General features: G+C 67.4%; 23 protein-coding genes and 1 tRNA gene. 6 read left to right on the top strand and 18 right to left on the bottom strand.

The genetic code is table 11. The features are described from left to right. The first annotated feature begins 17 nt into the window (after positions 1-17). Positions 18-1,145 carry an ABC transporter ATP-binding protein gene (locus tag ABL840_RS17105; RefSeq protein ID WP_093302825.1) on the top strand — a complete coding sequence of 376 codons (1,128 nt, stop codon included), beginning with the start codon at positions 18-20 and terminating at the stop codon, positions 1,143-1,145. Here the strand turns inward: ABL840_RS17105 and ABL840_RS17100 are convergent. The 6 genes from ABL840_RS17100 to tolB all read right to left on the bottom strand — a co-directional run bounded on the left by ABL840_RS17100 (position 1,142) and on the right by tolB (position 5,306). Next, positions 1,142-1,738 carry an endonuclease V gene (locus tag ABL840_RS17100; protein ID WP_418116312.1) on the bottom strand — a complete coding sequence of 199 codons (597 nt, stop codon included), beginning with the start codon at positions 1,736-1,738 and terminating at the stop codon, positions 1,142-1,144. The genes ABL840_RS17105 and ABL840_RS17100 overlap by 4 nt on opposite strands. A 48-nt stretch (positions 1,739-1,786) precedes the next feature. After that, positions 1,787-1,862 (bottom strand) — tRNA-Lys (locus tag ABL840_RS17095). 50 nt (positions 1,863-1,912) lie between these two features. Beyond that, positions 1,913-2,740, bottom strand: a complete 828-nt coding sequence (locus ABL840_RS17090) for a ThiF family adenylyltransferase (protein ID WP_418116368.1) — start codon at positions 2,738-2,740, stop codon at positions 1,913-1,915. A 46-nt stretch (positions 2,741-2,786) separates the two neighbouring features. Beyond that, positions 2,787-3,536 carry a tol-pal system protein YbgF gene (gene ybgF, locus ABL840_RS17085; RefSeq protein ID WP_093195363.1) on the bottom strand — a complete coding sequence of 250 codons (750 nt, stop codon included), beginning with the start codon at positions 3,534-3,536 and terminating at the stop codon, positions 2,787-2,789. Then, on the bottom strand, positions 3,536-4,051 hold the full coding sequence (gene pal / locus ABL840_RS17080; RefSeq protein WP_093195364.1) for a peptidoglycan-associated lipoprotein Pal: 516 nt from the start codon (positions 4,049-4,051) through the stop codon (positions 3,536-3,538). The genes ybgF and pal overlap by 1 nt, the downstream gene beginning before the upstream one ends. A gap of 28 nt (positions 4,052-4,079) precedes the next feature. After that, complete coding sequence (tolB, locus tag ABL840_RS17075) at positions 4,080-5,306, bottom strand: Tol-Pal system beta propeller repeat protein TolB (protein ID WP_218152970.1); 1,227 nt, start codon at positions 5,304-5,306, stop codon at positions 4,080-4,082. 254 nt (positions 5,307-5,560) lie between these two features. On the opposite strand from tolB, the gene msbA reads away from it, so the two are divergent. Next, positions 5,561-7,345: a lipid A export permease/ATP-binding protein MsbA gene (gene msbA, locus ABL840_RS17070; protein WP_093302817.1), complete on the top strand. Its 1,785-nt coding sequence runs from the start codon at positions 5,561-5,563 to the stop codon at positions 7,343-7,345. A gap of 18 nt (positions 7,346-7,363) precedes the next feature. Here the strand turns inward: msbA and rng are convergent, their stop codons facing one another. Genes rng through ABL840_RS17025 form a run of 9 tightly spaced genes read right to left on the bottom strand, consistent with a single transcriptional unit; the run spans position 7,364 to position 14,975 of the window. Then, positions 7,364-8,890, bottom strand: a complete 1,527-nt coding sequence (gene rng / locus ABL840_RS17065) for a ribonuclease G (RefSeq protein ID WP_093195367.1) — start codon at positions 8,888-8,890, stop codon at positions 7,364-7,366. 7 nt (positions 8,891-8,897) lie between these two features. Then, positions 8,898-9,500: a Maf family protein gene (locus tag ABL840_RS17060; protein WP_093302814.1), complete on the bottom strand. Its 603-nt coding sequence runs from the start codon at positions 9,498-9,500 to the stop codon at positions 8,898-8,900. Between the two features lie 3 nt (positions 9,501-9,503). Then, positions 9,504-10,208: a phytanoyl-CoA dioxygenase family protein gene (locus tag ABL840_RS17055; protein WP_093302812.1), complete on the bottom strand. Its 705-nt coding sequence runs from the start codon at positions 10,206-10,208 to the stop codon at positions 9,504-9,506. Next, positions 10,205-10,672 carry a 23S rRNA (pseudouridine(1915)-N(3))-methyltransferase RlmH gene (rlmH, locus tag ABL840_RS17050; RefSeq protein ID WP_070060813.1) on the bottom strand — a complete coding sequence of 156 codons (468 nt, stop codon included), beginning with the start codon at positions 10,670-10,672 and terminating at the stop codon, positions 10,205-10,207. Before rlmH ends, ABL840_RS17055 begins: the two co-directional genes overlap by 4 nt. Further along, positions 10,669-11,334, bottom strand: a complete 666-nt coding sequence (gene rsfS / locus ABL840_RS17045) for a ribosome silencing factor (protein WP_093302809.1) — start codon at positions 11,332-11,334, stop codon at positions 10,669-10,671. Before rsfS ends, rlmH begins: the two co-directional genes overlap by 4 nt. Continuing rightward, the gene (nadD, locus tag ABL840_RS17040; protein ID WP_093302806.1) at positions 11,334-11,969 is read right to left on the bottom strand and encodes a nicotinate-nucleotide adenylyltransferase; all 636 of its coding nucleotides are present in this window, start codon (positions 11,967-11,969) and stop codon (positions 11,334-11,336) included. Before nadD ends, rsfS begins: the two co-directional genes overlap by 1 nt. Continuing rightward, positions 11,966-12,883, bottom strand: a complete 918-nt coding sequence (gene hemF / locus ABL840_RS17035) for an oxygen-dependent coproporphyrinogen oxidase (protein ID WP_093302802.1) — start codon at positions 12,881-12,883, stop codon at positions 11,966-11,968. The genes nadD and hemF overlap by 4 nt, the downstream gene beginning before the upstream one ends. Next, positions 12,883-14,193: a phosphoribosylamine--glycine ligase gene (purD, locus tag ABL840_RS17030; protein WP_093195373.1), complete on the bottom strand. Its 1,311-nt coding sequence runs from the start codon at positions 14,191-14,193 to the stop codon at positions 12,883-12,885. Before purD ends, hemF begins: the two co-directional genes overlap by 1 nt. A 56-nt stretch (positions 14,194-14,249) precedes the next feature. Then, a complete protein-coding gene (locus ABL840_RS17025; RefSeq protein ID WP_093302800.1) occupies positions 14,250-14,975 on the bottom strand; it encodes a YebC/PmpR family DNA-binding transcriptional regulator in 726 nt (241 codons plus the stop codon). A gap of 128 nt (positions 14,976-15,103) precedes the next feature. Between ABL840_RS17025 and ABL840_RS17020 the strand changes: the two genes are divergently transcribed. From ABL840_RS17020 to ABL840_RS17005, 4 genes are read left to right on the top strand one after another with little or no spacing between them, the layout of a single operon-like run. Continuing rightward, complete coding sequence (locus ABL840_RS17020; protein ID WP_093302796.1) at positions 15,104-15,892, top strand: class I SAM-dependent methyltransferase; 789 nt, start codon at positions 15,104-15,106, stop codon at positions 15,890-15,892. 2 nt (positions 15,893-15,894) lie between these two features. Then, positions 15,895-16,932 carry a Rid family hydrolase gene (locus tag ABL840_RS17015; protein ID WP_093195376.1) on the top strand — a complete coding sequence of 346 codons (1,038 nt, stop codon included), beginning with the start codon at positions 15,895-15,897 and terminating at the stop codon, positions 16,930-16,932. Positions 16,933-16,974: 42 nt separating this feature from the next. Continuing rightward, positions 16,975-17,772 carry a lysophospholipid acyltransferase family protein gene (locus tag ABL840_RS17010; protein ID WP_093195377.1) on the top strand — a complete coding sequence of 266 codons (798 nt, stop codon included), beginning with the start codon at positions 16,975-16,977 and terminating at the stop codon, positions 17,770-17,772. Then, complete coding sequence (locus ABL840_RS17005) at positions 17,739-18,515, top strand: glycosyltransferase family 2 protein (RefSeq protein WP_093302793.1); 777 nt, start codon at positions 17,739-17,741, stop codon at positions 18,513-18,515. The genes ABL840_RS17010 and ABL840_RS17005 overlap by 34 nt, the downstream gene beginning before the upstream one ends. 40 nt (positions 18,516-18,555) lie before the next feature. Here ABL840_RS17005 and ABL840_RS17000 read toward each other — a convergent pair whose 3' ends face one another. Genes ABL840_RS17000 through macA form a run of 3 tightly spaced genes read right to left on the bottom strand, consistent with a single transcriptional unit; the run spans position 18,556 to position 23,100 of the window. Then, a complete protein-coding gene (locus tag ABL840_RS17000; protein WP_176947494.1) occupies positions 18,556-19,980 on the bottom strand; it encodes an efflux transporter outer membrane subunit in 1,425 nt (474 codons plus the stop codon). Continuing rightward, positions 19,937-21,934, bottom strand: a complete 1,998-nt coding sequence (gene macB, locus ABL840_RS16995) for a macrolide ABC transporter ATP-binding protein/permease MacB (protein WP_093302787.1) — start codon at positions 21,932-21,934, stop codon at positions 19,937-19,939. The genes ABL840_RS17000 and macB overlap by 44 nt, the downstream gene beginning before the upstream one ends. Next, positions 21,934-23,100 (bottom strand): macrolide transporter subunit MacA, encoded by a 1,167-nt coding sequence (macA, locus tag ABL840_RS16990; RefSeq protein WP_093302786.1) that lies wholly within the window; start codon positions 23,098-23,100, stop codon positions 21,934-21,936. The genes macB and macA overlap by 1 nt, the downstream gene beginning before the upstream one ends. Between the last annotated feature and the right edge of the window lie 116 nt (positions 23,101-23,216).

Raw genomic sequence — 23,216 nt, 5'->3', positions numbered from 1 at the left:
AGCTTGTTAGGTAGTGAATGGCATCCCTGGACTTGATTGGCATCCGCAAGAGCTTCGGCCCTGTACACATCCTGCACGACATCTCCATCGCGCTCGAAGACGGTGAATTCCTCGTGCTCGTCGGCCCCTCTGGCTGCGGCAAGAGCACGCTGATGAACATCATCGCGGGGCTGGAAGAGCCCACCGAAGGCCGCCTGCAGCTCAACGGCAACGACATCACGCAGGCGGCGCCGGCCGAGCGCAACATCTCGATGGTGTTCCAGTCGTACGCGCTCTACCCCAACATGACGGTGGCGAAGAACATCGAGTTTCCGCTGGAGATGCGCAAGGTCGACAAGGCCACGCGCGCCGAGCGCGTAAAGAAGGTAGGCGAGCTGCTGCAGATCGGCCACCTGATGGACCGCAAGCCGCGCCAGCTCTCCGGTGGCCAGCGCCAGCGCGTGGCGATCGGGCGTGCACTGGCGCGCGAGCCGCAGCTCTACCTGTTCGACGAACCGCTGTCCAACCTCGACGCGCAGCTCAGGCTGGACATGCGCACCGAGATCAAGAAGCTGCACCAGCGGCTCAACGCCACCATCGTCTACGTCACGCACGACCAGATCGAGGCCATGACGCTGGCCACGCGCATCGCGGTGATGAAGGGCGGCGTGCTGCAGCAACTGGGCACGCCGCACGAGGTCTACAACCGGCCGGCGAATACCTTCGTGGCGAGCTTCATGGGGTCGCCGCGGATGAACCTGCTGAAGATGCGGATGGCGAGCGAGCGGCATGGCGAGTTGCAGCTGGTGGGCGGCGATGGCGGTGTCGGGGCTACCGCGATCAAGCTGCCGCCGGGTGTGCTGTCCGCGGTGCCGCAGGTCGTACTGGCCGGGCGAGATGTGATCGTCGGACTGCGAGCCGAGGCCGTGGACCTGGCCGCCGCGAGCACGGAGCCCGGCCCCTCGCATTGCCATCTGGAAGCGCGTGTGCAGGTGGTCGAACCGACCGGCGCGGACACGCTGGTGCTGCTGGACATCGACGGGCATGACTTCACGGCGCGCCTGCCGCCGGATGTGGCGCTGTCGGCTGGTGCTCGGGCCCGGTTTTCGGTCGATCTGTCGAAGGTGGTTTTCTTCGATGTGGAGACTGAGCAGTTGATCGCCTAGCCTGCCGCCTGAGCAGGATCGGACCCCGTGCCTCTTCGAGCCACTCCGTCGACATGCTTGAGCATGTCCGGCAGCCTGTGCTTTCCCGCCATCGACAACACCCGGCGCTTCGCTTCGTCGCACGTCATTCCGGCCGCAGTGACGAAGAGCGGTCGGCTGCTGCCTCCGCGAAAAAGGAAGGCCTCCAGCGGAACACCGAGGTACTTCGTCTTCGCCACGCCGACGACCGGTACCGCTCGCTCCAGTTTGTTCCAGAGCGCGGCACCGAGGCCATCCCGCGGCGGATCGCCAAGAGTCACGTAGCCGTCGACGACGATGCATTCGAGGGGCTCGCTGACTTCCTTCAGCACAGCCTCGATGCACGGCAGCTCGCGCCGGAAAAACTCGCCGGGAACATACTCGGCGACGGCAGGAATGCGAACGACGATCTCCCGCGCCGCAACAGCATCGCTCCAGTTTCGAAGCAGCACGCCGGCAGCGACACCGCCGGCTCCCCGGTAGTCGACATCAACCGCGAGTATCACTGTCGTGTCCTGGCATGGGTTGCTCCACTGCGCGGGCTCCCAACTCGCCCCGGATTTCACATCGACCATGAAAAAATCCTCAAGCGCCACAGGCACTTGAGGATTTTGAAGGGGGTCTGGTAGGACGTACTGGATTCGAACCAGTGACCAACGGATTAAAAGTCCGCTGCTCTACCAACTGAGCTAACGTCCCGGAACCATTTTTTGCTTTTTACCGGAAGTGATATCCGGCAAAGCCAAAGATTATAGCGCGACGTTGGACGCGATTTTGTCCAGAACCCAACCTGCCGCGCATTGACCGAAAGTCGCGGTCACGCTGACCACCGATCCGTAGCCGTGGCAGTTGAGCGAACCGTCGCCGCTTTCGATGGCGCACGAGGCATCCGGCGGGGCCACGCTCTCGCGACTGAACACGCAGGCAACGCCGATCTTGCGACCCTCGCGCGGGGCGCCGTGCTCCTTGCGCAAGCGCTGGCGGAGCTGGGCCAGCAGCGGGTCGTGCGTGACCAGCGACAGGTCTTCGATGTCGACCTTGTGCGCCTGCCGCTTGCCGCCCGCCGCGCCGACCGTGACGAAGCTGCTGCGGGACGCGCGCGCCCATGCCGCCATGGCCACCTTTGCCTTCACCTGGTCGCAGGCGTCGATGACGGCCGTTGCCGGTCCGTTCGCAGCCTGCGCAGCCTCGAGCAGCGAAAGCCAGTTGCCGGGCTCGACGAAATCGTCGATGGCCTGCACCTTGCACTCGGGGTTGATCTGCGCGATGCGATCGCGCATGGCTTCGACCTTGGCCTGCCCCACGGTCGCGTCGAGCGCATGGATCTGGCGGTTGATGTTCGACTCCGACACGTGATCGAGGTCGATCATGGTCAGCCGCCCCACTCCGCTGCGCGCCAGCGCCTCGACGGCCCACGAGCCCACGCCGCCGATGCCGACGACCAGCACATGCGCATTGCGGATGCGTGCGGCGCCGGCCACGCCGTACAGCCGCTCGAGCCCGCCGAAGCGGCGCGCAAAGTCAGGCGCCGCGGTGTCCGTGACGACATCCGCGGCGGCTGGAGGAAGAGTGGTGATGGACGCGTTGGCGATGATGGTGCTCAAGCGGAATGCTCCGCCCGCATCAGCGCAGGCGCGAGAGACGTTCGCGGCCGGCCTGCGCGGCTTCCGACTGCGGGTAGGCCTTGGTCAGGTCTTCCAGCGTGCGGCGCGCGGCGCGCGTGTCCTTCAGCTCGATCTGGCAGTTCGCGATCGACAGCACGGCCTCGGGGGCCTTGGCATGGTCGGGCGCGAGCGAGAGCATGGAGCGAAAGTTCGCGATGGCCTCGTTGTAGTTGCGCGTGGCGTACTGCGCATTGCCCAGCCAGAACAGCGCCGAGGCGTTGTAGCCGCTTTGCGGGTAGCGCTTGACGAATTCGGCGAACGCGGTCTGCGCCTGTGCGAACTGGCCCGAGCGGAACACGCCGAGGGCGGCCTCGAAATCGGCCTTTTCCTTCGGGTCGGCATTGAACTCGCGGCCGTCCACCGACACCTTCGAAGGCTCGCTCTGCTTGAGCTTGTCGTCGATGGTGGTCTGGCGCGACTGCATTTCGCTCAGCGTGCGCGTGAGCTGCTCGTTCTGGCCGGTCATGCGAGCCAAGTCGCCGCGCATCTGCTCGATCTGGTTCTGCAGGTCGAGCAGGCTGCGGCGCAGCTGGCCGTTTTCGTCGGTCAGCCGCTGGTCGGTCTGCTGGCGCATGGCCTCGACGCGCTGGCGCAGGTCGAGGATGGCGCGGCGAGCCTCGTCATCCTCGAACAGCGCGGCCTGCGACGCCGCCGAGACGCAAAGCAAGGCAGCGGCCAGCGCCGCGCCTCTCAGCATGACGCGTGGCATCACCGGGTGTAGCGGATTTCGGCGCGACGGTTCTGCGCCCAGACTTCTTCACCGGAGCCGGTGACGGCAGGCTTTTCCTTGCCGAAGCTCACGGCCTCGATCTGGTTGTCGTTCACGCCCAGCAGGGTCAGCGCGCGACGCACGGCTTCGGAACGCTTCTGGCCCAGCGCAAGGTTGTACTCGCGGCCGCCGCGTTCGTCGGTGTGGCCTTCGATGGAGATGCGACGCTGCGGATTGGCCTTCAGGAACCTGGCATGGCCGTCGATCACCGACTGGAACTCGGGCTTGACCGTGTAGCTGTCGTAGTCGAAATACACGATGCGCGCCACGCCCACCGGACCCTGCGCGGTGCCCGCGGTCGGATCGATGGTGACAGGAGCCACGGTGCTGGCGCCCTGCTGGCCGCCGGCGGTGCCGGAACGGTCGGTCACCGGCGTTTCGTTGAGCTTGGTGCCCGACGAGCAACCGGCGATGAGAGCCACGATGGCCAGCGAATAGATCGTACGTTTCAACATTTTTGAAAACTCCTCAAATAAACCTTAGTCATTGCTTTTGAAACGGACCCCAGTCCGGTTCCCTGATGTCTCCCGCCTGTCCCGCCAGTCGTGCCTTTATTTTTCCATCGAGCGTGGTCGTCATCAGGGCTTCGCGGCCCTGCAACTGCGTTGCGTAGACGATCAGCTTGCTGTTCGGAGCAAAACTCGGACTTTCGTCCGCGGAGGTGTCGGTGATCGCGCTGACGTTGCCGGTTGCCAACTCCATCACGTGGAGTTTGAAGGCGCCGCCCACTCGCGAGATGTAGGCCAACCACCGGCCATCGCCGCTGACAGACGGAGAGATGTTGTAGGTGCCGCTGAAGGTCACCCGGGTCGGACTGCCGCCGCCGGCGCTCATCTTGTAGATCTGGGGAGCACCGCCGCGGTCGCTCACGAAGTAGATCGTGCCGCCGTCGGCCGAGTACACCGGCTCGGTGTCGATGCTGGAGCTCTGGGTCAGGCGGCGCGGTTCGCCGCCGCTGGCCGGAATGGAGAAAAGCTGCGAGCCGCCGTCGCGGCTGAGCGTGACGGCGAGCGAATTGCCATCGGGCGCCCAGGCCGGAGCGCTGTTCGAACCCTTGAAGTTCGCGAGCAGGCGGCGCTGGCCGGTGGCCACGTTGTGCACGTACACCACGGGCTTGCGCGACTCGAAGGACACGTAGGCCAGTTGCTGGCCGTTGGACGACCAGCACGGAGAGATGATGGGTTCGGGGCTGGCGAGTGCGGCCTGGGCGTTCTCGCCGTCGGCGTCGGCCACCCACAGCGAGTAGCGGCTGCCGGCCTTCGTGACGTAGGCGATGCGGGTCGAGAAGATGCCCTTTTCGCCAGTCAGCTTCTCGTACACATAGTCCGCGATGCGGTGCGAAGCCAGGCGCAGGTCGCCCTGGGGAACGGTGTAGCTCTGGCCGCCCAGGTCCTGGCCCTTCACCACGTCCCACAGGCGGAAACGCACGTCGAAGCGGCCGTCTGCCAGACGCGTAACGCTGCCGACCACGAGCGAATCGGCCGTGCGCTGGCGCCACAGGGAAAGATCGGGGCGCGATGCCTCGTCGAGAGCCTGGCCCGAAGCATCGACGCCACGGAACTGGCCGCTGCGCTCCAGGTCGGCCTGGACGATGTCGGAGATCTTCTGCGGGGAGGATTCCTGTCCCTTGAACGGAACGAGCGCGATCGGCAACTGCGTGAGCCCCACACCGGAAACCTCGACCCGGAACTGGGCCAGAGCGGGAATCATGGGGGTGGCAGCGAGGGCCGCTATGACGGTGCGGCGTGCAAATAGCGATGAAGAAGGAGTTGGAATTTGAGCTGGCAACGGCTTGTTCATGCGGTTCGGAGAGGTTTCGGGGTGAAAAGTTCTCCCCTGCTTCAACGGGCCACATGTTACACACTGGCTTGGGGCCGCCGTCACAAAACGTTTATCCGTCAGCGCAGTCCTACAGACGCGGCTGCGGCAAGCCCCGCACGAGGGGCCCCGTAGAATCCGCCGCCATGCAAGCATCCCCCGGCGGCGAGAACGCACGCCCTCCCCTGATGCGCCGTCTGGCGCGACTCATGACCTGGTTCGGCGGCTCCCGCCAATGGTGGGCTCTCGGATTGAGCGGGGCGCTGCTGGCAGCCATCACGGAGCCGCTGATGGCTGCTCTGCTGAAGCCCTTGCTCGATCGGGGCTTCACGCGCGGCGAGATGCCGCTGTGGTTCGTTCCCGCCGCCGTGCTGCTGCTGTTCGCGGTGCGCGGCATCGCACAGTTCATTTCCCAGTACGCGCTCTCGCGCATCGCCAACGAAGGCATGCAGAAGCTTCGTCGCGTGCTGTTCGAGCGGCTGCTCGGTGCCGAGCTCGCGCTGTTCGCCCGGCAATCGGCCAGCGCCTTGTCGAACACGGTGGTCTATGAAGTGCAGACCGGCGCGATGCTGCTGGTGCAGGCATTGCTCGGCCTCTCGCGCGACGGCTTCACGCTGGTTGCCCTGCTGGGCTACCTGATCTACCTGAACTGGAAGCTCACTCTCATCGTCGCCTTCCTGGTGCCCAGCATCTCCTGGATCATGAAGGTGTTCTCCAAGCGGCTCTACCGTCTGACCCAGCAGGGCCAGCAGGCCACCGACGAGCTGGCCTACGTGGTCGAGGAAAACGTGCTCGCCCACCGCGTGGTGCGGCTGCATGGCGCGGAAGGCGCACAGGGCCGCCGCTTCGAGCAGCTGAGCCAGCGCCTGAACCGGCTGGCCGTGAAATCGACCATCGCGCAGGCGGCCACGACGCCGCTCACGCAGATGATGGCCTCGCTGGCGCTCTCGGTGGTGGTGATGATCGCGCTCTGGCAAAGCGGCAAGCAGGGCTTCACCGTGGGCGGCTTCGTCGCCTACATCACGGCCATGCTGATGCTGATCGCGCCCATCCGCCGCCTTGCCGAGGTGGCCGGCCCGATCACGCGCGGCCTCGCCGCGCTGGAACGCGGGCTGATCCTGATCGACGACGTGGCGCCCGAGTCGCAGGGCACGTTCAGCATCGAGCACGCCCAGGGCCGCATCGAGCTGCGCAACGTGCGGGTCAGCTACCGCGGCGATGACGAGCAGCGCGCGCTCGACGGCGTGAGCCTGACCATCGAACCCGGCCAGGTGGTGGCCTTCGTCGGCCCTTCGGGTTCGGGCAAGACCACGCTGGTCAACCTGCTGCCGCGCTTCGTGCAGCCCAGCGGCGGCCAGGTGCTGCTGGACGGCCACGACACCAGCGAATGGCAGCTCAAGAGCCTGCGCGCCCAGTTCGCGATGGTGAGCCAGGACGTGGTGATGCTCAACGAGACACTGGCGGCCAACGTGGCGCTGGGCGCCGAGATCGACCGCGAGCGCGTGATGGAGTGCATAGCAGCGGCCAACCTGAGCGCGCACGTCGAGAGCCTGCCCCAGGGCCTCGATACGGTGCTGGGCCACAACGCCACCCAGCTCTCCGGCGGCCAGCGCCAGCGCCTCGCCATTGCCCGCGCGCTCTACAAGAATGCACCCGTGCTGCTGCTCGACGAGGCCACCTCGGCGCTCGACACCGAATCCGAACGGCTTGTGCAGGACGCCCTTCAGCGCCTGATGCAGAACCGCACCACGCTGATCGTGGCGCACCGCCTCTCGACCATCCAGCACGCCGACCGGATCATCGTGATGGAACAGGGCCGCATCGCCGAGCAAGGCAGCCACGAGCAGCTCATGGCGCTCGACGGGCTCTATGCGCGGCTGCAGACGCTGGCGATGCGCAGCGCCTCGCCGGGGCAGGATCCGACGCTCTGACGGGCAGCTCGTGCTGCCTCAGAGCAGCACGATGTCGTACTGCCCCTGCCCGATCGCCGGCTCGGCCTGCAGCGAGATCGGCTTGCCGATGAAATCGCTCAGCCCTGCCAGGTGCTGGCTCTCCTCGTCGAGGAAAAGTTCGATCACCTGCGGCGACGACACGATGCGGAACTCGCGCGGCGTGAACTGCCGCGCCTCGCGCAGGATCTCGCGCATCACGTCGTAGGCCACGCTGCGCGCGGTCTTCACGATGCCCTGCCCGCCACAGGCGATGCAGGGCTCGCAAAGCATGTGCGCCAGCGACTCGCGCGTGCGCTTTCGCGTCATTTCCACCAGCCCCAGCTGCGAGAAGCCGCCCGCCGTGGTCTTCACGCGGTCGCGCGCGAGCTGCTTGCGGAACTCCGCCAGCACCTGTTCTCGGTGGTCGTCGCGGCCCATGTCGATGAAGTCGACGATGATGATCCCGCCCAGGTTGCGCAGCCGCAGTTGGCGCGCGATGGCCTGCGCCGCCTCGAGGTTGGTCTTGAAGATGGTGTCGTCGAAGTTGCGCGCGCCGACGAAGCCGCCGGTGTTCACGTCCACCGTGGTCAGCGCCTCGGTCTGGTCGACCACGAGGTAACCGCCCGACTTGAGGTCGACGCGCCGGCCCAGCGCCTTCGCGATTTCCTCGTCGACCGAATACAGGTCGAAGATCGGCCGCTCGCCCTTGTAGTGCTGCAGCTTGCCGGCCGCCTTGGGCATGAATTCGAGGCCGAACTTCAGCAGCACGTCGAACTGCTCGCGCGAGTCGATGCGGATTGTCTGCGTCTCCTCGCCGGTCATGTCGCGCAGTACGCGCTGCAGCAGGCTCAGGTCCTGGTGCAGCAGCGACATCGGTGGCATGCGCATCGAGGCTTCGCGGATGCGCGACCAGGTCTTGCGCAGGTAGGCGATGTCCTCGGCCAGCTCGGCGTCGCTCGAATCCTCACCGTTGGTGCGCAGGATGAAGCCGCCCGTGTTGGCCGGCACCACGCCGCCGCTATCAGCAGCCGCGGCCGCTTCTATCAGCGCGAGCATCCGGCTGCGCAGCGACTCGCGCTGCTCCGCCGGGATCTTCTGCGACACGCCGATGTGGTTGTCCTGCGGGAGAAACACCAGCAGCCGCCCGGCGATGCTGATCTGGGTGGAAAGCCGCGCGCCCTTGGTGCCGATGGGGTCCTTGATGACCTGCACCAGCAGCGACTGGCCCTCGAACACCTGCTTCTCGATGGGCACCATCGGCCCGCCGTTGCGGTGGTCGCGCTCCGGCGCCGGCGCGCTGGGGCGCGAACCCGGCGTGAACGGCGCCACGATGTCGGCCACGTGCAGGAAGGCGGTGCGCTCCAGGCCGATGTCGATGAAGGCCGACTGCATGCCCGGCAGCACGCGCGACACCTTGCCCAGGTAGATGTTGCCGACCAGCCCGCGCTCCAGCGTGCGTTCGACGTGCAGCTCCTGCACGGCACCGTGCTCGATCAGCGCCACGCGGGTCTCCTGCGGAGACCAGTTGATCAGGATGTCTTGCATGGAATTCTCAGGTTTTGAAGCCGGCGTTTCGAAGCAGCCCTGCCGTCTCGAACATGGGGAGTCCCATGATGCCCGAATAGGACCCGCTGATGTGCTCGACGAACGCCGCGGCAGCGCCCTGGATGGCATAGGCACCGGCCTTGCCCAGCGGCTCGCCGCTTCCGGCATAGCGGGCGACCTGCGCCTTGGTGATGTCGGCGAAGCGCACGCGCGACACGCTGAGCGCCGCATGGCTCTTCCTGCCGTGGTGCAGCGCCACCGCGGTCAGCACGCGATGCGTGGTGCCCGAGAGCATCCGCAGCATGCGCTCGGCGTCCTTTTCGTCCTCGGGCTTGCCGAGGATGGTGCGGCCGAGCGCGACCGTGGTGTCGGCGCAGAGCACCGGTGCGTCCGCCAGGCCGCGCTTGCGCATCCGCGCCACGGCGGCATCGAGCTTCAGGCCGGTGACGCGCTGCACGTAGGTGGCCGGCGCCTCGTTGGGCAGCGCGGCTTCGAGCGACTCGGCATCCTCGTCGGCATCGGCCAGCAGCAGTTCATGGCGAACACCGAGCTGGCCGAGCAGCTGGGCTCGGCGCGGGCTCTGCGAGGCGAGGTAGATGAAATCCGGCAAGGCTCAAATCTCCTGTGGCGTCGGCTGTTCGCCGGCCACGACGTGGTTCCAGACCAGCCCCTGCGGCAGGCTCGCGGGTCCGAACAGAAAGTGAAGGACGCGCCGGCGTGCCGGCGACTTCGCGCGCGACGAGGCGTGCAGCAGCAAGGGGCGCATCAGCAAGGCGTCGCCGTGCGCCGCCGTGCAGACGGTTTCGCCATGAGCCGCTCGCAATGCCTGCGCTTCGTCGCCGTCCAGCCGGCCGGCGCGGTGGCTGCCCGGCACGACACGCAGCGGCCCGGCATCGGCGCCGCAGTCGTCCAGATGCACACGCACGGCGAGCAGCGACTGCAACACGTCGATCGGTGGCTGCACGTACGGCTCGCCCTCCTTGATGACGCAGGGCATGCCGGCGCCCGAGGCGGGGATGGATGTGTCCTGATGAAGCGCGACCAGCCAGTTCCTGTCGGCGGTCTTGTCGAAGAGCGTGCACTGCACGGCAACAGACGATGCATCGAGCAGGCCCATGGCGGAAAGCCGCGCCTTCAGCTGGATGGCCATCTCGCTGCACGACGGATGGGCCAGGAGGTTGCGGCTGCCCGCCGCCTGCCCCAACCAGTGATCGAGCGATTGCGCCGTGGCGTCGAGCAGCTCGTGCGGCAACAGCGCCGGCACCAGCGCATGGCCTCTTTCCTCGAGCAACGCGACCTGCCCGTCGGCGTTCGTCATTCGCGGTGGTAAGGATGGCCCGCGTTGACCGACCACGCCCGGTACAGCTGCTCGACCAGCAGCACCCGCGCCATCGCGTGCGGCAGGGTCAGGTCGGACAGTCGGATGCGTTCGTGGGCCGCGGCCTTGAAGGCCGGGTCGAGCCCATCGGGCCCGCCGATAACCAGGGCGACGTCATCGCCCTCGCCCTGCCAGGTCTGCAGACGGGCGGCGAGTGCCTTGGTGGTCAGCGCCGTGCCGCGCTCGTCGAGCACGACGATGCGCATGCCGCGCGCAATGGCGCCTTCGATGCGCTCGCGCTCGGCGGCGTAGAGCGTTTCAAGCGTCTTGGAGCCGCGCGGCTCGGTCTTGACGGCGCGCAACTCGAGCTTGAGCTCGGGCGGGAAGCGCTTGGCGTAATCGTCCCAGGCAGTCTGTGCCCAATCGGGCATGCGCTGCCCGACGGCGACCACCAGCAGCTTCATGCGCGACGGGCTGGCGCCTTCCTGGCGGCCGTCGTCTTCTTCGCAGCGGGCTTCTTGGCGGCGGGCTTGCCCACGACCTTGACCGGCACGCGCGCGGTGGTGGTTGCGGCCTTCTTGGCGGGAGCCTTCTTCGCAGCAGTCTTCTTGGCGGGGGTCTTAGCAGCCTTGGCTTCCTGCTCGGCCGCGCGAATCGCGGTCTTGGCGGCGCTCGAGCGGCGCAGCGTCGGCGCCTTGGCGGCAGCCTTCTTCTCTTCGGCGCCGACCTTGGATGCAGTGGCCACCGCGGGCTTGGTGCCGCCGAGCTTGGCGCGCACGGGCTTGTCGCCCCAGATCTCTTCGAGGTGGTAGTACTGGCGGATGGCGGGCTGCATGATGTGCGCCACGGCCGAGCCGCAGTCCACGATGATCCACTCGCCGTTGTCCTCGCCCTCCACCCGCGGCTTGGCGAAGCCGGCTTCGCGCACCGCGTCGCGCACGCTGGCGGCCAGCGCCTTCGTCTGGCGGTTGGAGGTGCCCGAGGCGACGATCACGCGCTCGAACAGCGGCGAGAGATGCTCCGTGTCGAATACCTGGATGTCCTGCGCCTTGACGTCTTCGAGGCCATCGATGATGGCTCGCTGGAGTTTCTGGGTGTCTTTCTTTGCGGCGGCTTCAGTGGTCATCAGGCAGGGCGGTAGAGGTGGTGTTGGTCAATATAGCGTGCAACCGTGGGCGGAACCAGCGAGGAAATGTCCACGCCGAGCGCTGCGCGCCGCCGGATCTCGGTGGCGCTGATGTCCATGGGAGGCAATTCGAGCGCCTCGAAATGCGCGCCAGCCGGGAGGCCGGGAAGCGTTTTCGGATCAAAACGGGCAGTGTCACCCGTCGATAGTGCGCGATACGCTACAGAAACAATAGCAATGCCGAGTATATCCTGCCAGCCGTGCCAGGTCGGCAGCGCGCTGGCCTGGTCGGCGCCCATGATCAGCACCAGCTGCGCGCCGGGCTGCTCGCGCTGCAGTTCGTGCAGGGTGTCGAGCGTGTAGGTCGGGCCGTCGCGCAGCACTTCGCGGCTGTCGACGACGACGGTGCCCTTCAGGTCGCCGAAGGCCAGCCGCGTCATGGCGAGCCGGTCTTCCTTCGGCGTGAGCGCCCTGCTCTTGTGCCAGGCCTGGCCGGTGGGAATCACATGCAACTCGTCCAGGTCGAGTTGCGCCATCGCAGCCTGGGCAAGTGCCACATGGGCGTTGTGCGGCGGATCGAACGCGCCGCCGAAAACGCCGATGCGGCGCGGTGCCTTGCTGGAAGAAGGGCTCACAACCAGTCGCGTCGGACGATGAAGTCACTGTACAGCGCGGCCTCGGGGCTGCCGGGTTCGGGCTGCTGCTGGTAGGCCCAGCTCGCCAGTGGCGGCATCGACAGCAGGATCGACTCCGTGCGTCCGCCGGACTGCAGGCCGAAGTGCGTGCCGCGGTCCCACACGAGGTTGAACTCCACGTACCGGCCGCGCCGGTAGAGCTGGAAGTTGCGTTCGCGCTCGGTGTAAGGCGTGGCGCGGCGGCGCTCGACGATCGGCAGGTAGGCCGGCAGGAAGCCGTCGCCCACGGAACGGATCATCGCGAAGCCGTTCTCGAAGCCGCCTTCGGAGAAATCGTCGAAGAAGATGCCGCCGATGCCGCGCTGCTCGTTGCGGTGCTTCAGGAAGAAATACTCGTCGCACCAGGTCTTGAAGCGCGGGTACTTGTCGTCGCCGAAAGCGGCGAGCGAATCGCGGCACACGGTGTGGAAGTGCACCGCATCCTCCTCGAAGCCGTAGCAGGGCGTGAGGTCCATGCCGCCGCCGAACCAGCAGACCGGCTCGCCGCCTTCAGGCAGCGCGGCCAGCATGCGCACGTTCATGTGCACGATGGGCACGTACGGATTGCGCGGGTGGAACACCAGCGACACGCCCATCGCCTCGAAAGGCGCGCCCGCGAGTTCGGGGCGGTTCTGCGTGGCCGAGGGCGGCAGCTTCGGGCCGCGCACCTGCGAGAAGCCGCAACCCGCGCGCTCGAAGAGCTCGCCGCCTTCGAGGATGCAGGTCAGGCCGTTGCCCTGAAGCGGCTCGCCGGGCGCCTTCTGCCAGGCGTCGCGCACGCAGGTGCCGCCATCGGCCTTCTCGACCGCCGCGATGATCGAATGCTGCAGCCCGCGCAGGTATTCGCCGACGGCCGCCGGATTGGTCTGCTGCATCAGGAGCCGTGAGGGTTGCGCGCGTGCACCGCGCGGAAGCCGATGTCCTTGCGGTACTGCGCGCCGTCGAAGCTGACGCGCGCCGCGACCTCGTAGGCCCGCTGCTGCGCCTGCTTCACGCTGTCGGCCAGCACGGTCACGCAGAGCACGCGGCCGCCGCTGGTCTTGAGCTCGCCGTTGTCGAGCGTGGTGCCCGCATGGAACACCACCGCATCGGGCGCCTCGGCCGGAATGCCGGTGATGCGGTCTCCCTTGCGCGGCGAGAGCGGATAGCCGTGCGCTGCCATCACCACGCCCAGCGCCACGCGACGGTCCCACTGCAGCTCGACCTGGTCGAGCGTGCCGTCGGTGGCGTGCCAGAACACCTCGAACAGGTCGGACTTCAGGCGCATCATGATCGGCTGCGTCTCGGGATCGCCCATGCGGCAGTTGAACTCGAGCGTCTTCGGGTGGCCGGTGGCGTCGATCATCAGGCCGGCGTAGAGGAAGCCGGTGAACGGAATGCCGTCCTTTTCCATGCCGCGGATGGTCGGCAGGATGATCTCGCGCATGGCGCGCGCATGCACCTCGGCCGTGACCACGGGCGCAGGCGAATACGCGCCCATGCCGCCGGTGTTGGGGCCTTCGTCGTTGTCGAGCAGGCGCTTGTGGTCCTGGCTGGTGGCCAGCGCGGTCACATTCTTGCCGTCGCACAGCACGATGAAGCTGGCTTCCTCGCCCTGCAGGAATTCCTCGATGACGACGCGCGCGCCGCCTTCGTTGTGCTGAATTCCCAATGGATTGCCGAACTTGTTGTCGACCAGCATGAAGTCGACGGCCTCGTGCGCTTCCTGCGCGGTCATGGCGACCACCACGCCCTTGCCAGCCGCCAGGCCGTCGGCCTTGACGACGATGGGAGCGCCCTTGGCGTCGATGTAGGCATGCGCGGCCGCGGCGTCGGTGAAGGCCTCGTACTCGGCCGTCGGGATCTTGTGGCGCTTCATGAAGGCCTTGGAGAAGGCCTTCGAGCTCTCGAGCTGAGCGGCCGCCTGCGTCGGGCCGAAGATGCGCAGGCCGTGCGCGCGGAACTCGTCGACCACGCCGGCAGCCAGCGGCGCCTCGGGGCCGACCACGGTCAGCGCAATTTTTTCCTTGATGGCCCACTCGCGCAGCGCGGCGGGTTCGGTGATGTCGATGCAGTCGTAGCGCTCGTCGCTCGCCGTGCCGCCATTGCCCGGCGCCACGTACACGCGGCTGACCCGGGCAGCCTGAGCCAGTCGCCATGCGAGAGCGTGTTCGCGGCCCCCTCCCCCAATTACCAGTACCTTCATTCGCGGGCCTTCATTTCTCGCTGTGATTCAACAAACATTCATTCGGCGACGGCTGCTCACTCGGACAGCGAGGCGTTGTGATACACGTCCTGCACGTCGTCCAGGTCCTCGAGCACGTCGAGAAGCTTCTGCATTCTTGCGGCGTCCTCGCCGGTCACGTCCACGGTGTTCTCGGCGCGCATGGTGACTTCGGCCGCATCGGGCTTCAGGCCGGCGGCTTCGAGCGCGTTCTTCACGGATTCGAAGTCGGCCACGGCGGTGAGCACCTCGATGGCGCCGTCGTCGTCGGTGATGACGTCCTCGGCGCCTGCCTCGAGCGCCACTTCCATAACCTTGTCTTCACTGGTGCCCGGCGCAAAGATGATCTGGCCGCAGTGCTTGAACTGGAAGGCCACCGAGCCTTCGGTGCCCATGTTGCCGCCGTGCTTGGAGAACGCGTGGCGCACTTCGGCCACGGTGCGCACGCGGTTGTCGGTCATGGTGTCGACGATGATCGCCGCGCCGCCGATGCCGTACCCTTCGTAACGAATTTCTTCGTAATTGACGCCTTCGAGGTTGCCCGTGGCCTTGTCGATGTTGCGCTTGATGGTGTCGATGGGCAGGTTGACCGCCTTGGCCTTTTCCACCGCCAGCCGCAGCCGGGGGTTTCCGCTCAGGTCGGCGCCGCCGGCACGGGCGGCCACCGTGATTTCTCTGATGGCGCGGGTCCAGAGCTTGCCCCGCTTCTCGTCCTGGCGGCCCTTCCGGTGCTGAATGTTCGCCCACTTGCTATGTCCGGCCATGGCTTTCTATCTCGCTGTCCTGTGTTTCTGTGTCAATCCGAGCAGGCCCCGAGTTTACTGTCCGGCGCACACAACGCCGGTCCCGGGGGGCCGGAATTCGGCTCAATGCTTTTGGTGATAATTGTTCGATGACGCCATCGCCTTCCGTCGGGCCCGGGAATCCCGACGCCCTGCCACCGCACGCACCCTTGCCGCTGTACTACAGCACCGAGGCGGAGCATCAGGCGTTCCTGAGGCGCATCTTCGACAGCACGGCGGCCGACTACGACCGCATCGAAAGCGTGCTGGCCCTGGGCACGGGCCCCTCGTACCGCCGTGCGGCACTGCAGCAGGCCGGGCTCTCGGCGGGCATGCAGGTGCTCGACGTGGGCATCGGCACCGGGCTGGTCGCGCGCGAGGCGCTGAAGCTCATCGGCTCGATGGGCCAGCTCGTCGGCGTCGACCCCAGCGCCGGCATGATGAGCCAGGTCAGGCTGCCCGGCGTCGAGCTGGTGCGCGGCGTGGCCGAGGCCCTGCCCCGGCCCGACGCCAGCTGCGACTTCGTGAGCATGGGCTATGCCATGCGCCACATCAGCGACGTGGCCGCCGCCTTCTCCGAATTCCACCGCGTGCTGCGCCCCGGCGGGCGCGTGGCGGTGCTCGAGATCACCAAGCCCGAGGGCCGCGTCGCGACGGCGCTGCTCAGGGGCTACATGCGCGCCGTGGTGCCGCTGATCGCCCGCGTGATCGGCCGCCAGCGCAACACATCCGAACTGTGGCGTTATTACTGGGACACGATCGAGGCCTGCATTCCTCCCGAGCGGGTGATGCAGGCGCTGGCCGCCGCGGGCTTGCGCGACGTGCGCCGGCACACGAGCCTCGGCGTCTTCTCGGTCTACACCGCCACCAAACCAGAACACACCGTCGAGGCCAGTTGACAGTGCCAGCTCAGGACGAAACCTCCACTTCCCATCTGCGCGTCGAGCGCCTTTCGCTGCCCGCCAGCCTGGCGCTGGCTGCTGGCGGCAAGGCCCCCTTCGCCGCGCTCGGCTACGGCACGCCGCACGGCGTGGCATGGATGCCGACCGTCAACGCACGCGTGCTGTCGGCCACCGGCGCCATGGCCGACGTCTGGCACGTGAGCAACGGCTCGCACGTCAGGTCGGGCACCACCGGTATCGCGCGCTGGCGCACCGACGGGCACTGGCTGCTCGGCGCCATCGACCTCGACGAAGCCGCCGAGAAGCAGGGCCTGGCCGAACTCGCGCACCGCGCCTATCGCGACCTGTTCAAGACGCTCGACCAGGCCGGCACGCCGCACCTGCAGCGCATCTGGAACTACCTGCCACAGATCAACGCCGACGGCGGCGGGCTGGAGCGCTACCGCCAGTTCAACCTCGGGCGGCAGGAAGCCTTCCTCGAAGCAGGCCGCGCCGCCTTCGAGGGGGCCCCGGCCGCCTGCGCGCTGGGCATTCACCAGGGCGCGCTGTCGATCCGCTTCCTGGCCGGTCAGCGCGCGCCGCTGCCGGTCGAGAACCCCCGGCAGGTCTCGGCCTACCGCTATCCCGAAACCTACGGCCCGCGCTCGCCGACCTTCTCGCGCGCCGCGCTGGCGGACATCGGCGACGGCAACATCGCCCTCTTCATCTCCGGCACTGCGAGCATCGTGGGCCACGAGACCGTGCACCACGGCGACGTGCAGGAGCAAACGCGCGAGACCCTGCGCAACCTGCAGGCGGTGATAGCCGCCGCCAACGAACGCTGCAGCGCGAAGTTCTCGCTGGCCGAGCTCGACTGCGTGGTCTACGTGCGGCATCCGTCCGACACCGAGACGGTGCGCGGCATCCTCGAAGGCGCGCTCGGCGCCGATGCGCCGATGGCGCGCCATGCCGTGTACCTCGAAGCCGACATCTGCCGCAGCGACCTGCTGGTCGAGATCGAGGCCCACACGGTCGCGGCCGGTGAACTGCGGGCCTGACCGGTCGTCGTCCGACCGCGCCTCGCCCGACCTACCGATCCAATGACCCGCGTGCTGAGACTTCTCACATCGATTCCGCTCGCGTTGATGCTCTACGCGTTGCTGCTGTTCCTCGGCCTGATCTCCCTGGTCTGGAACCTCTTCGCCATGCTCATCCATCCGGTGATGCCGGCGGGGCCCGCGCGCACGCTGGGCCGCATGACCATCGCCTTCGCCTACCGCATGTTCTGGTGGCTGGCCTCGGTGACCGGCATGATGCGCATCGACGCCACCTGCCTCGACCCGATGCGCAAGGAGCCCGGCGTGATCTTCGTGGCCAACCACCCGACCATGCTCGACGCGCTGCTGCTTGTGGCGCGGTTGCCGCGCAGCGCCTGCATCATGAAGGCCGACCTGATGGGCAACATCTTCCTGGGCGCGGGCGCCCGGCTGGCGCGCTACATCAGCAACAAGTCGGCGCGCACGATGGTTCGCCTGGCGGTGAACGACCTGCGCAACGGCGGGCAACTGGTGATCTTTCCCGAGGGCACGCGCACGGTGACGCCGCCGCTCAACCCGTTCCGCCCCGGCACCACGCTGATCGCCAAGCTGGCGCAGGCGCCCATTCAAACGGTGTTCATCGACACCGACTCGCCCTACCTCGCCAAGGGCTGGCCGCTGTGGCGCGTGCCGCCGCTGCCCATCGTCTTCAGGCTGCGGCTGGGCAAGCGCTTCGCGCCCACGCAGGACAGCGACGTGCTGCAGGCCGAACTCGAACAATACTTCCGACAAAACATGGAGCAGCGCGCCACCGACGCGTCCCCCGAATGCCAGACGCCTCGCGCACACACCTTGTCCTGATCCCGAGCTACAACACCGGCGAGCGCCTGTTCTCCACGGTCGCCGCCGCGCGCGCGCAGTGGAACCCGGTATGGGTGGTGATCGACGGCAGCGACGACGGCACCGGCGAGCGCCTGCAGCAGATGGCCGAGGGCGACCCGGGCCTGCGCGTTTGGGTGCTACCGCAGAACCAGGGCAAGGGCTCGGCCGTGCTGCACGGCCTGCGCGCCGCGAAGGAAGCCGGCTTCACCCACGCGCTGACGATGGACTCCGACGGCCAGCATCCGGCGGACCTGATCCCCGCCTTCATGAGCTCCTCGCTGCGGCGCCCCGAAACCATGGTGCTCGGCCGCCCGGTGTTCGACGCCAGCGCGCCGCTGCTGCGCGTGCGCGGACGGCGCGTATCGAACGGCTGGACGCAGCTCGAGACCCTGTTCGCGGGCGTCGGCGACTCGCTCTACGGCTTTCGCGTGTATCCCGTGGCCGACCTGATCGCGGTGATGGAACGCCAGCCCTGGATGCGGCGCTTCGACTTCGACACCGAGGCTGTCGTGCGGCTGGCATGGCGCGGCGTCAAGCCGGTGAACATCGACGCGCCGGTGAAATACCTCACGGCGGAGGAAGGCGGCGTCTCGCACTTCCGCTACGGCCGCGACAACGTGCTGCTCACCTGGATGCACGCGCGGCTGATGATCGAATTCGTCCTCCGGCTGCCCTTGCTGCTGTTCCGCAAGCTGGCGAAGAAGCCGCCGTTCCAGGACTGATGCCTTGTTCCCTCCCCCAGAGGGAGAGGGTGCAGATGCGCTATGACGCCTCGGCCGCGCCGCCCAGCGCCTTGTAGAGCGTCATCGTCGCGTTGAGCTGGTTCAGCCGGTTCTGGGCCAGCGACACCTCCGCCGTGCGGCGCCTGTCCTTCGCATCGAGCACCGGCTGCAGCGCGGTCGCACCCGCGCGGTATCGCACCTCCGACAGGCGCTCGGCACGCTGCGCCTCCTGCAGCGCCAGTGCCAGCTTTTCGCTTTCGGCGCGAAGCTGCGCACGCGACGAGAGCGCGTTCTCGACCTCCGACAAGGCCGTATAGAGCGACTGCCGGAAGCCCACCACCGCCTCTTCGTACTGCGTCTGCGACACCGCCACGGTCAGGCGCGCGGTGTTCCATTGCAGGAACGGCAGCGTCAGCCCTGCGCCCAGCGTGCCCACGGGGTTCTTCAGCAGCTCGCCCAGCGCGGTGCTCGAGGTGCCCAGCGAGCCCGTCAGGCTCAGCGCCGGATAGAAGCCGGTGCGCGTGGCGTCGACGTTCGCCAATGCGCTGCGCAGCCTCTGCTCGGCGGCACGCAGGTCCGGGCGGCGACCCAGCAGGCTCGCGGGCACGCCGGCATCGATGACGGGCAAGGCGGTGTCGGGCAGCTGCGTCGGCTCGGCGGCCATCTGCTCCGGCGGCTGGTCGAAGATGATCGCCAGCGCGTTGCGCGCCTCCACGCGCTGCTGCAGCAACTGCGTGTGCGCGGCCTCCTGCGTGGCGAGGTTCTGGCCGGCCTGCGCCACGTCCAACCCCGACACCGCACCCGCCGCGTACTTGACCCGCGCCAGCGCGAGGATGCGCCGGCCGTCTTCCATGCCCGCCTCGCTCAGCGCGATGCGCTGGTTCAGGTAGCCGGTCTGCCAGTAGGCGCCCGCCGTGGTGCCGATCAAGGCCAGCGCGGCGGCCTGGCGGTCGGATTCGGTAGCCTTCAGTTCCCATTCGGCGGCGCTGCGCACCGCCGAGAGCCGGCCCCACAGGTCGAGCTCGTAGCTCAGCGTCACCAGCGAACTCGACGCGGAGCCGGCCACGCCGCCACGCTTCAGGTCGTAGCTGCGGCTGGTGTTGGCCTGCCCGACCACGCTCGGCGCGAGGTTCGTGTTCGCCAGCCCGGCCTGCAGCTGCGCACGCTGCACGCGGATGCCCGCCACGGCCAGGTTGTTGTTGGTGCGCAGCGCGTTGTCGATCAACTGGTCGAGCTGCGGATCGTTGAAAGCCTTCCACCAGCCGGAGGACAGCATCGCGGCCGCGCTGCCCGGGCCGGCCGACTGCTGCCAGCCCTGAGGAATCTCCAGCGGGCGCTGCGCACGCTGCTCCGGCTTGAACAGGGTGCACCCGCCCAGCAGCAACACGGCCGCCGCCACCGCCGACGGAAGAAGACGCGCCCTACTCACGAGCCAATGCCTCGATGGGGTCCAGCCGCGCCGCATTGCGCGCCGGCAGGTAGCCGAACAGCACGCCGATCAGCGACGCGCAGAGAAACGCCGAAACCACGGCGCCGATTGAAAAGATCATTTGCCATTGCTTGACGAGAAGCGAGAAGAGGAAGCTGATGCCGTACGAGAGCGTCACCCCGATCAGGCCGCCCACCAGGCACACCAGCACCGCCTCGGTCAGGAACTGCTGCAGCACGTCGCTCTGGCGCGCACCCACCGCCATGCGGATGCCGATCTCGCGCGTGCGCTCGGTCACCGACACCAGCATGATGTTCATCACGCCGATGCCGCCCACCACCAGCGAGATCACCGCGATGAGCGACAGCAGCAGCGTGAGCGACTGGCTGGTGCGCTCCGCCGTCTTGACGATGCTGTCCATGTTGAAGGTGAAGAAATCCTTGGTGCCGTGGCGCAGCGTGAGCAGCTTGACGATGCTGTCCTCCGCCGCCTTGGTCGGCTGGTCGTCGCGGATGCGCACCGTGATGTTGTCGAAGTGCTGCTGCCCGAAGAGACGGCTCGCGCCGGTGCTGTAGGGCAGCCAGATGTTGAGCGACTTGTTGCCGTCGCCGAACACCGTCTTCTTCTCCTGCGCCACGCCGATCACCGTGCACGGCAGGCTGCCCACCAGGATGATCTTGCCCACCGGCTCGGTGCCGTCGGGAAACAGCTTGCGCTTCGTGTTCTGGTCGATCACCACCACCTGCGACTGATGGCGCACGTCGGAGGCGGTGAAGGCCGCGCCGCTGGCCATCTGCATGTCGCGCACGCGGAAGAAACTGTCGCTCACGCCGTTCACCGTGCCGTTGATGTCGACGCTGCGGTAGCGCAGCCGCAGGCTGCGCGAAGTGGTGGGCGTCACGCTGTGCACGTAGGGCTGCACCGTGATGGCGTCGAGGTCCGAAGGTATGAGCGTGCGGATGCTCGTGGCCTTGTCGTCGCCGAAGTCGCGGCCCGGATACACGTCGAGCGTATTGGTGCCGATGGCGCGGATGTCCGACAGCACATAGCGCTTGGCGCCCTCCCCGATGGCCGCGATCGACACCACCGAGGTGATGCCGATGATGATGCCCAGCATGGTGAGCGCAGTGCGCATGCGGTGCGCCATCATCGAGCGCCAGGCCATGCGGAAGGCCTCGGCGAAGCGGGCCCAGCCGGTGCTGAAGCGCGCGATGCCCAGCCTGGGCCTCGTCATCGCCGTGGGGGCTGCAGTATCAGCTTGCGCCGCCTGCGCTGGCGCCGCCACGGTCGGCACGTTGGGGCGGTCGCCCACGATCACGCCGTCGGCGATCTCGATGATGCGCTCGGTGCAGCTCGCCACCTGCATGTCGTGCGTCACGATGATGATCGTGTGCCCCTGCGCGTGGAGTTCGCGCAGGATGCCGATCACCTCCTGCCCGCTGCGGCTGTCGAGCGCGCCGGTAGGCTCGTCGGCCAGGATCACCTGCCCGCCGTTCATGAGCGCACGCGCGATGCTCACGCGCTGCTGCTGGCCGCCCGAGAGCTGGCTGGGCCGGTGCTCGGTGCGGTCGCCCAGCCCCAGCCGCGCGAGCAGCTGGCGCGCGCGCGAGTCGCGTGCCTGGCCGTCGGTGCCGGCGTACACGGCGGGCACCTCGACGTTGCCGGTGGCCGTCAGGTGCTGCATCAGGTGGTAGCGCTGGAAGATGAAGCCGAAATGCTCGCGGCGCAGCTCGGCCAGCGCGTCGCTGTCGAGCGCACCCACGTCCTGGCCCGAGACGGTGTAGGTGCCGGTGCTCGGTCTGTCGAGGCAGCCGAGGATGTTCATCAGCGTCGACTTGCCCGAACCCGAGGCGCCGACGATGGCCAGCATTTCGCCGTTGCCGATGTCGAGGTTCACGTCCTTGAGCACTTGCACTTCCTGCTCGCCCGAGGGAAAGCTGCGGCCGATGCCGCGCAGGGTCAGCAGTGGCTTCTTCGGCTCCTGCGTCATCAGCGCTTGCCCCGTCCGCCGCCACCGTTGTCGCCCGTCTCGCCGCGCTCAGGCACCGCGGAGGCATCGCCGGTGATGACGTTGTCGCCTTCCTTCAGGCCTTCGAGAACCTGGGCCTGGAAGTTGTTCGAAATGCCGACGCGCACCTTGCGCTTTTCCACGGTCTGGTCGGCCTTGAGCACGCGCACTTCCTGGCGACCGTCCTTGTCGCGCTCGCCGAGCGCCGTCAGCGGCACGGTCAGCGCCTGCTTCGCTTCGCCCAGCAGGATGGCGACCTGCGCCGTCATGTCCACGCGCAGCGTGCGGTCTGGGTTGGGCACGTCGAACAGCGCGTTGAAGAACACGGCGTTGTTGATCTTCTCGGGCGAAGGCTGCACCGCGCGCAGCGTGCCGTGATAGCGCTTGTCGGGGTCGCCGAGGATGGTGAAGTACACGGGCTGACCCGGCTTCACCCGCACCACGTCGGCTTCGGACACCTGCGCCTTGACGGTCATGGTCGACAGGTCGGCCAGCTTCATCAGCGTGGGCACCTGGAAGGCGGCGACCACGGTCTGGCCCTCGAGCGTGCTGATGGAGACCACGTCGCCGTCGATAGGCGCGACGATGCGCGTGTAAGAGAGGTTCTGCTGCGCCGAGGCCACGGCCAGCTTCTGCTGGCGGATCTGCGCTTCCAGCGATACAGCATCGGCGCGCAGCGCTCGCAGCTCGGCGTCGGCGCTTTCCATGTCCTGCTTCGCGGCCGCGTCCTGCGCGAGCATTTCCTGCTGCCGCGTCCATGTGAGCTGCGCCTGCTTGACGCGCACTTCCTTCGCCAGCTTCTGCGCCTGCAGGTTGTCGAGCTTGGCCTGCTCCTGCGCCAGGGTGTTCTGCGAGATGACGGGGTCGATCTCGGCGAGCCAGTCGCCCTTTTTCACCGTCTGCCCGAGCACCACCTTCAGCGACTTGAGCTGGCCGCTCACCTGCGCGCCCACCTCGACCTGCTTGAGCGCCTGCAGCACGCCGGTGGCGAGCACCGCGTTCTCGAGATCGGTGCGCTGCACGGTGGATGTGAGGTATTCGCTCTTCTTCGCCGGGCTCAACAACGAAGAGGCAATGACGGCCAGCACGATGAAAACGGCAATGCCGATCAGGTATTTGCGCGATCGCCGGGGCGGGTTATTGGGCATGCAAAGAAAAAGAATGAAGGCGCCAGGGGCAGATTGTTTCGCTCGAGGAATTCGACGCCGAAAAAGAAAAGGAGCTGCGTGGGTTTTCGCACAATCCTAGCTGTGTTTGCTGAAGG

It is taken from the genome of Variovorax sp. NFACC27 (assembly GCF_048301545.1).
Taxonomy (GTDB): domain Bacteria; phylum Pseudomonadota; class Gammaproteobacteria; order Burkholderiales; family Burkholderiaceae_C; genus Variovorax; species Variovorax gossypii.
This window is presented reverse-complemented; position numbering and strand designations above follow the sequence as displayed.

What these genes read in the sequence shown, in the direction of transcription:
- ABL840_RS17105 (WP_093302825.1), top strand. Translation starts at nt 18, where the DNA reads ATGGCATCCCTGGACTTGATTGGCATCCGCAAGAGCTTCGGCCCTGTA.
- ABL840_RS17100 (WP_418116312.1), bottom strand. Translation starts at nt 1,738, where the DNA reads ATGGTCGATGTGAAATCCGGGGCGAGTTGGGAGCCCGCGCAGTGGAGC.
- ybgF (WP_093195363.1), bottom strand. Translation starts at nt 3,536, where the DNA reads ATGCCACGCGTCATGCTGAGAGGCGCGGCGCTGGCCGCTGCCTTGCTT.
- pal (WP_093195364.1), bottom strand. Translation starts at nt 4,051, where the DNA reads ATGTTGAAACGTACGATCTATTCGCTGGCCATCGTGGCTCTCATCGCC.
- tolB (WP_218152970.1), bottom strand. Translation starts at nt 5,306, where the DNA reads ATGATTCCCGCTCTGGCCCAGTTCCGGGTCGAGGTTTCCGGTGTGGGG.
- msbA (WP_093302817.1), top strand. Translation starts at nt 5,561, where the DNA reads ATGCAAGCATCCCCCGGCGGCGAGAACGCACGCCCTCCCCTGATGCGC.
- rng (WP_093195367.1), bottom strand. Translation starts at nt 8,890, where the DNA reads ATGCAAGACATCCTGATCAACTGGTCTCCGCAGGAGACCCGCGTGGCG.
- ABL840_RS17055 (WP_093302812.1), bottom strand. Translation starts at nt 10,208, where the DNA reads ATGACGAACGCCGACGGGCAGGTCGCGTTGCTCGAGGAAAGAGGCCAT.
- rlmH (WP_070060813.1), bottom strand. Translation starts at nt 10,672, where the DNA reads ATGAAGCTGCTGGTGGTCGCCGTCGGGCAGCGCATGCCCGATTGGGCA.
- rsfS (WP_093302809.1), bottom strand. Translation starts at nt 11,334, where the DNA reads ATGACCACTGAAGCCGCCGCAAAGAAAGACACCCAGAAACTCCAGCGA.
- hemF (WP_093302802.1), bottom strand. Translation starts at nt 12,883, where the DNA reads ATGCAGCAGACCAATCCGGCGGCCGTCGGCGAATACCTGCGCGGGCTG.
- purD (WP_093195373.1), bottom strand. Translation starts at nt 14,193, where the DNA reads ATGAAGGTACTGGTAATTGGGGGAGGGGGCCGCGAACACGCTCTCGCA.
- ABL840_RS17025 (WP_093302800.1), bottom strand. Translation starts at nt 14,975, where the DNA reads ATGGCCGGACATAGCAAGTGGGCGAACATTCAGCACCGGAAGGGCCGC.
- ABL840_RS17020 (WP_093302796.1), top strand. Translation starts at nt 15,104, where the DNA reads ATGACGCCATCGCCTTCCGTCGGGCCCGGGAATCCCGACGCCCTGCCA.
- ABL840_RS17010 (WP_093195377.1), top strand. Translation starts at nt 16,975, where the DNA reads ATGACCCGCGTGCTGAGACTTCTCACATCGATTCCGCTCGCGTTGATG.
- ABL840_RS17005 (WP_093302793.1), top strand. Translation starts at nt 17,739, where the DNA reads ATGCCAGACGCCTCGCGCACACACCTTGTCCTGATCCCGAGCTACAAC.
- ABL840_RS17000 (WP_176947494.1), bottom strand. Translation starts at nt 19,980, where the DNA reads ATGCGGCGCGGCTGGACCCCATCGAGGCATTGGCTCGTGAGTAGGGCG.
- macB (WP_093302787.1), bottom strand. Translation starts at nt 21,934, where the DNA reads ATGACGCAGGAGCCGAAGAAGCCACTGCTGACCCTGCGCGGCATCGGC.
- macA (WP_093302786.1), bottom strand. Translation starts at nt 23,100, where the DNA reads ATGCCCAATAACCCGCCCCGGCGATCGCGCAAATACCTGATCGGCATT.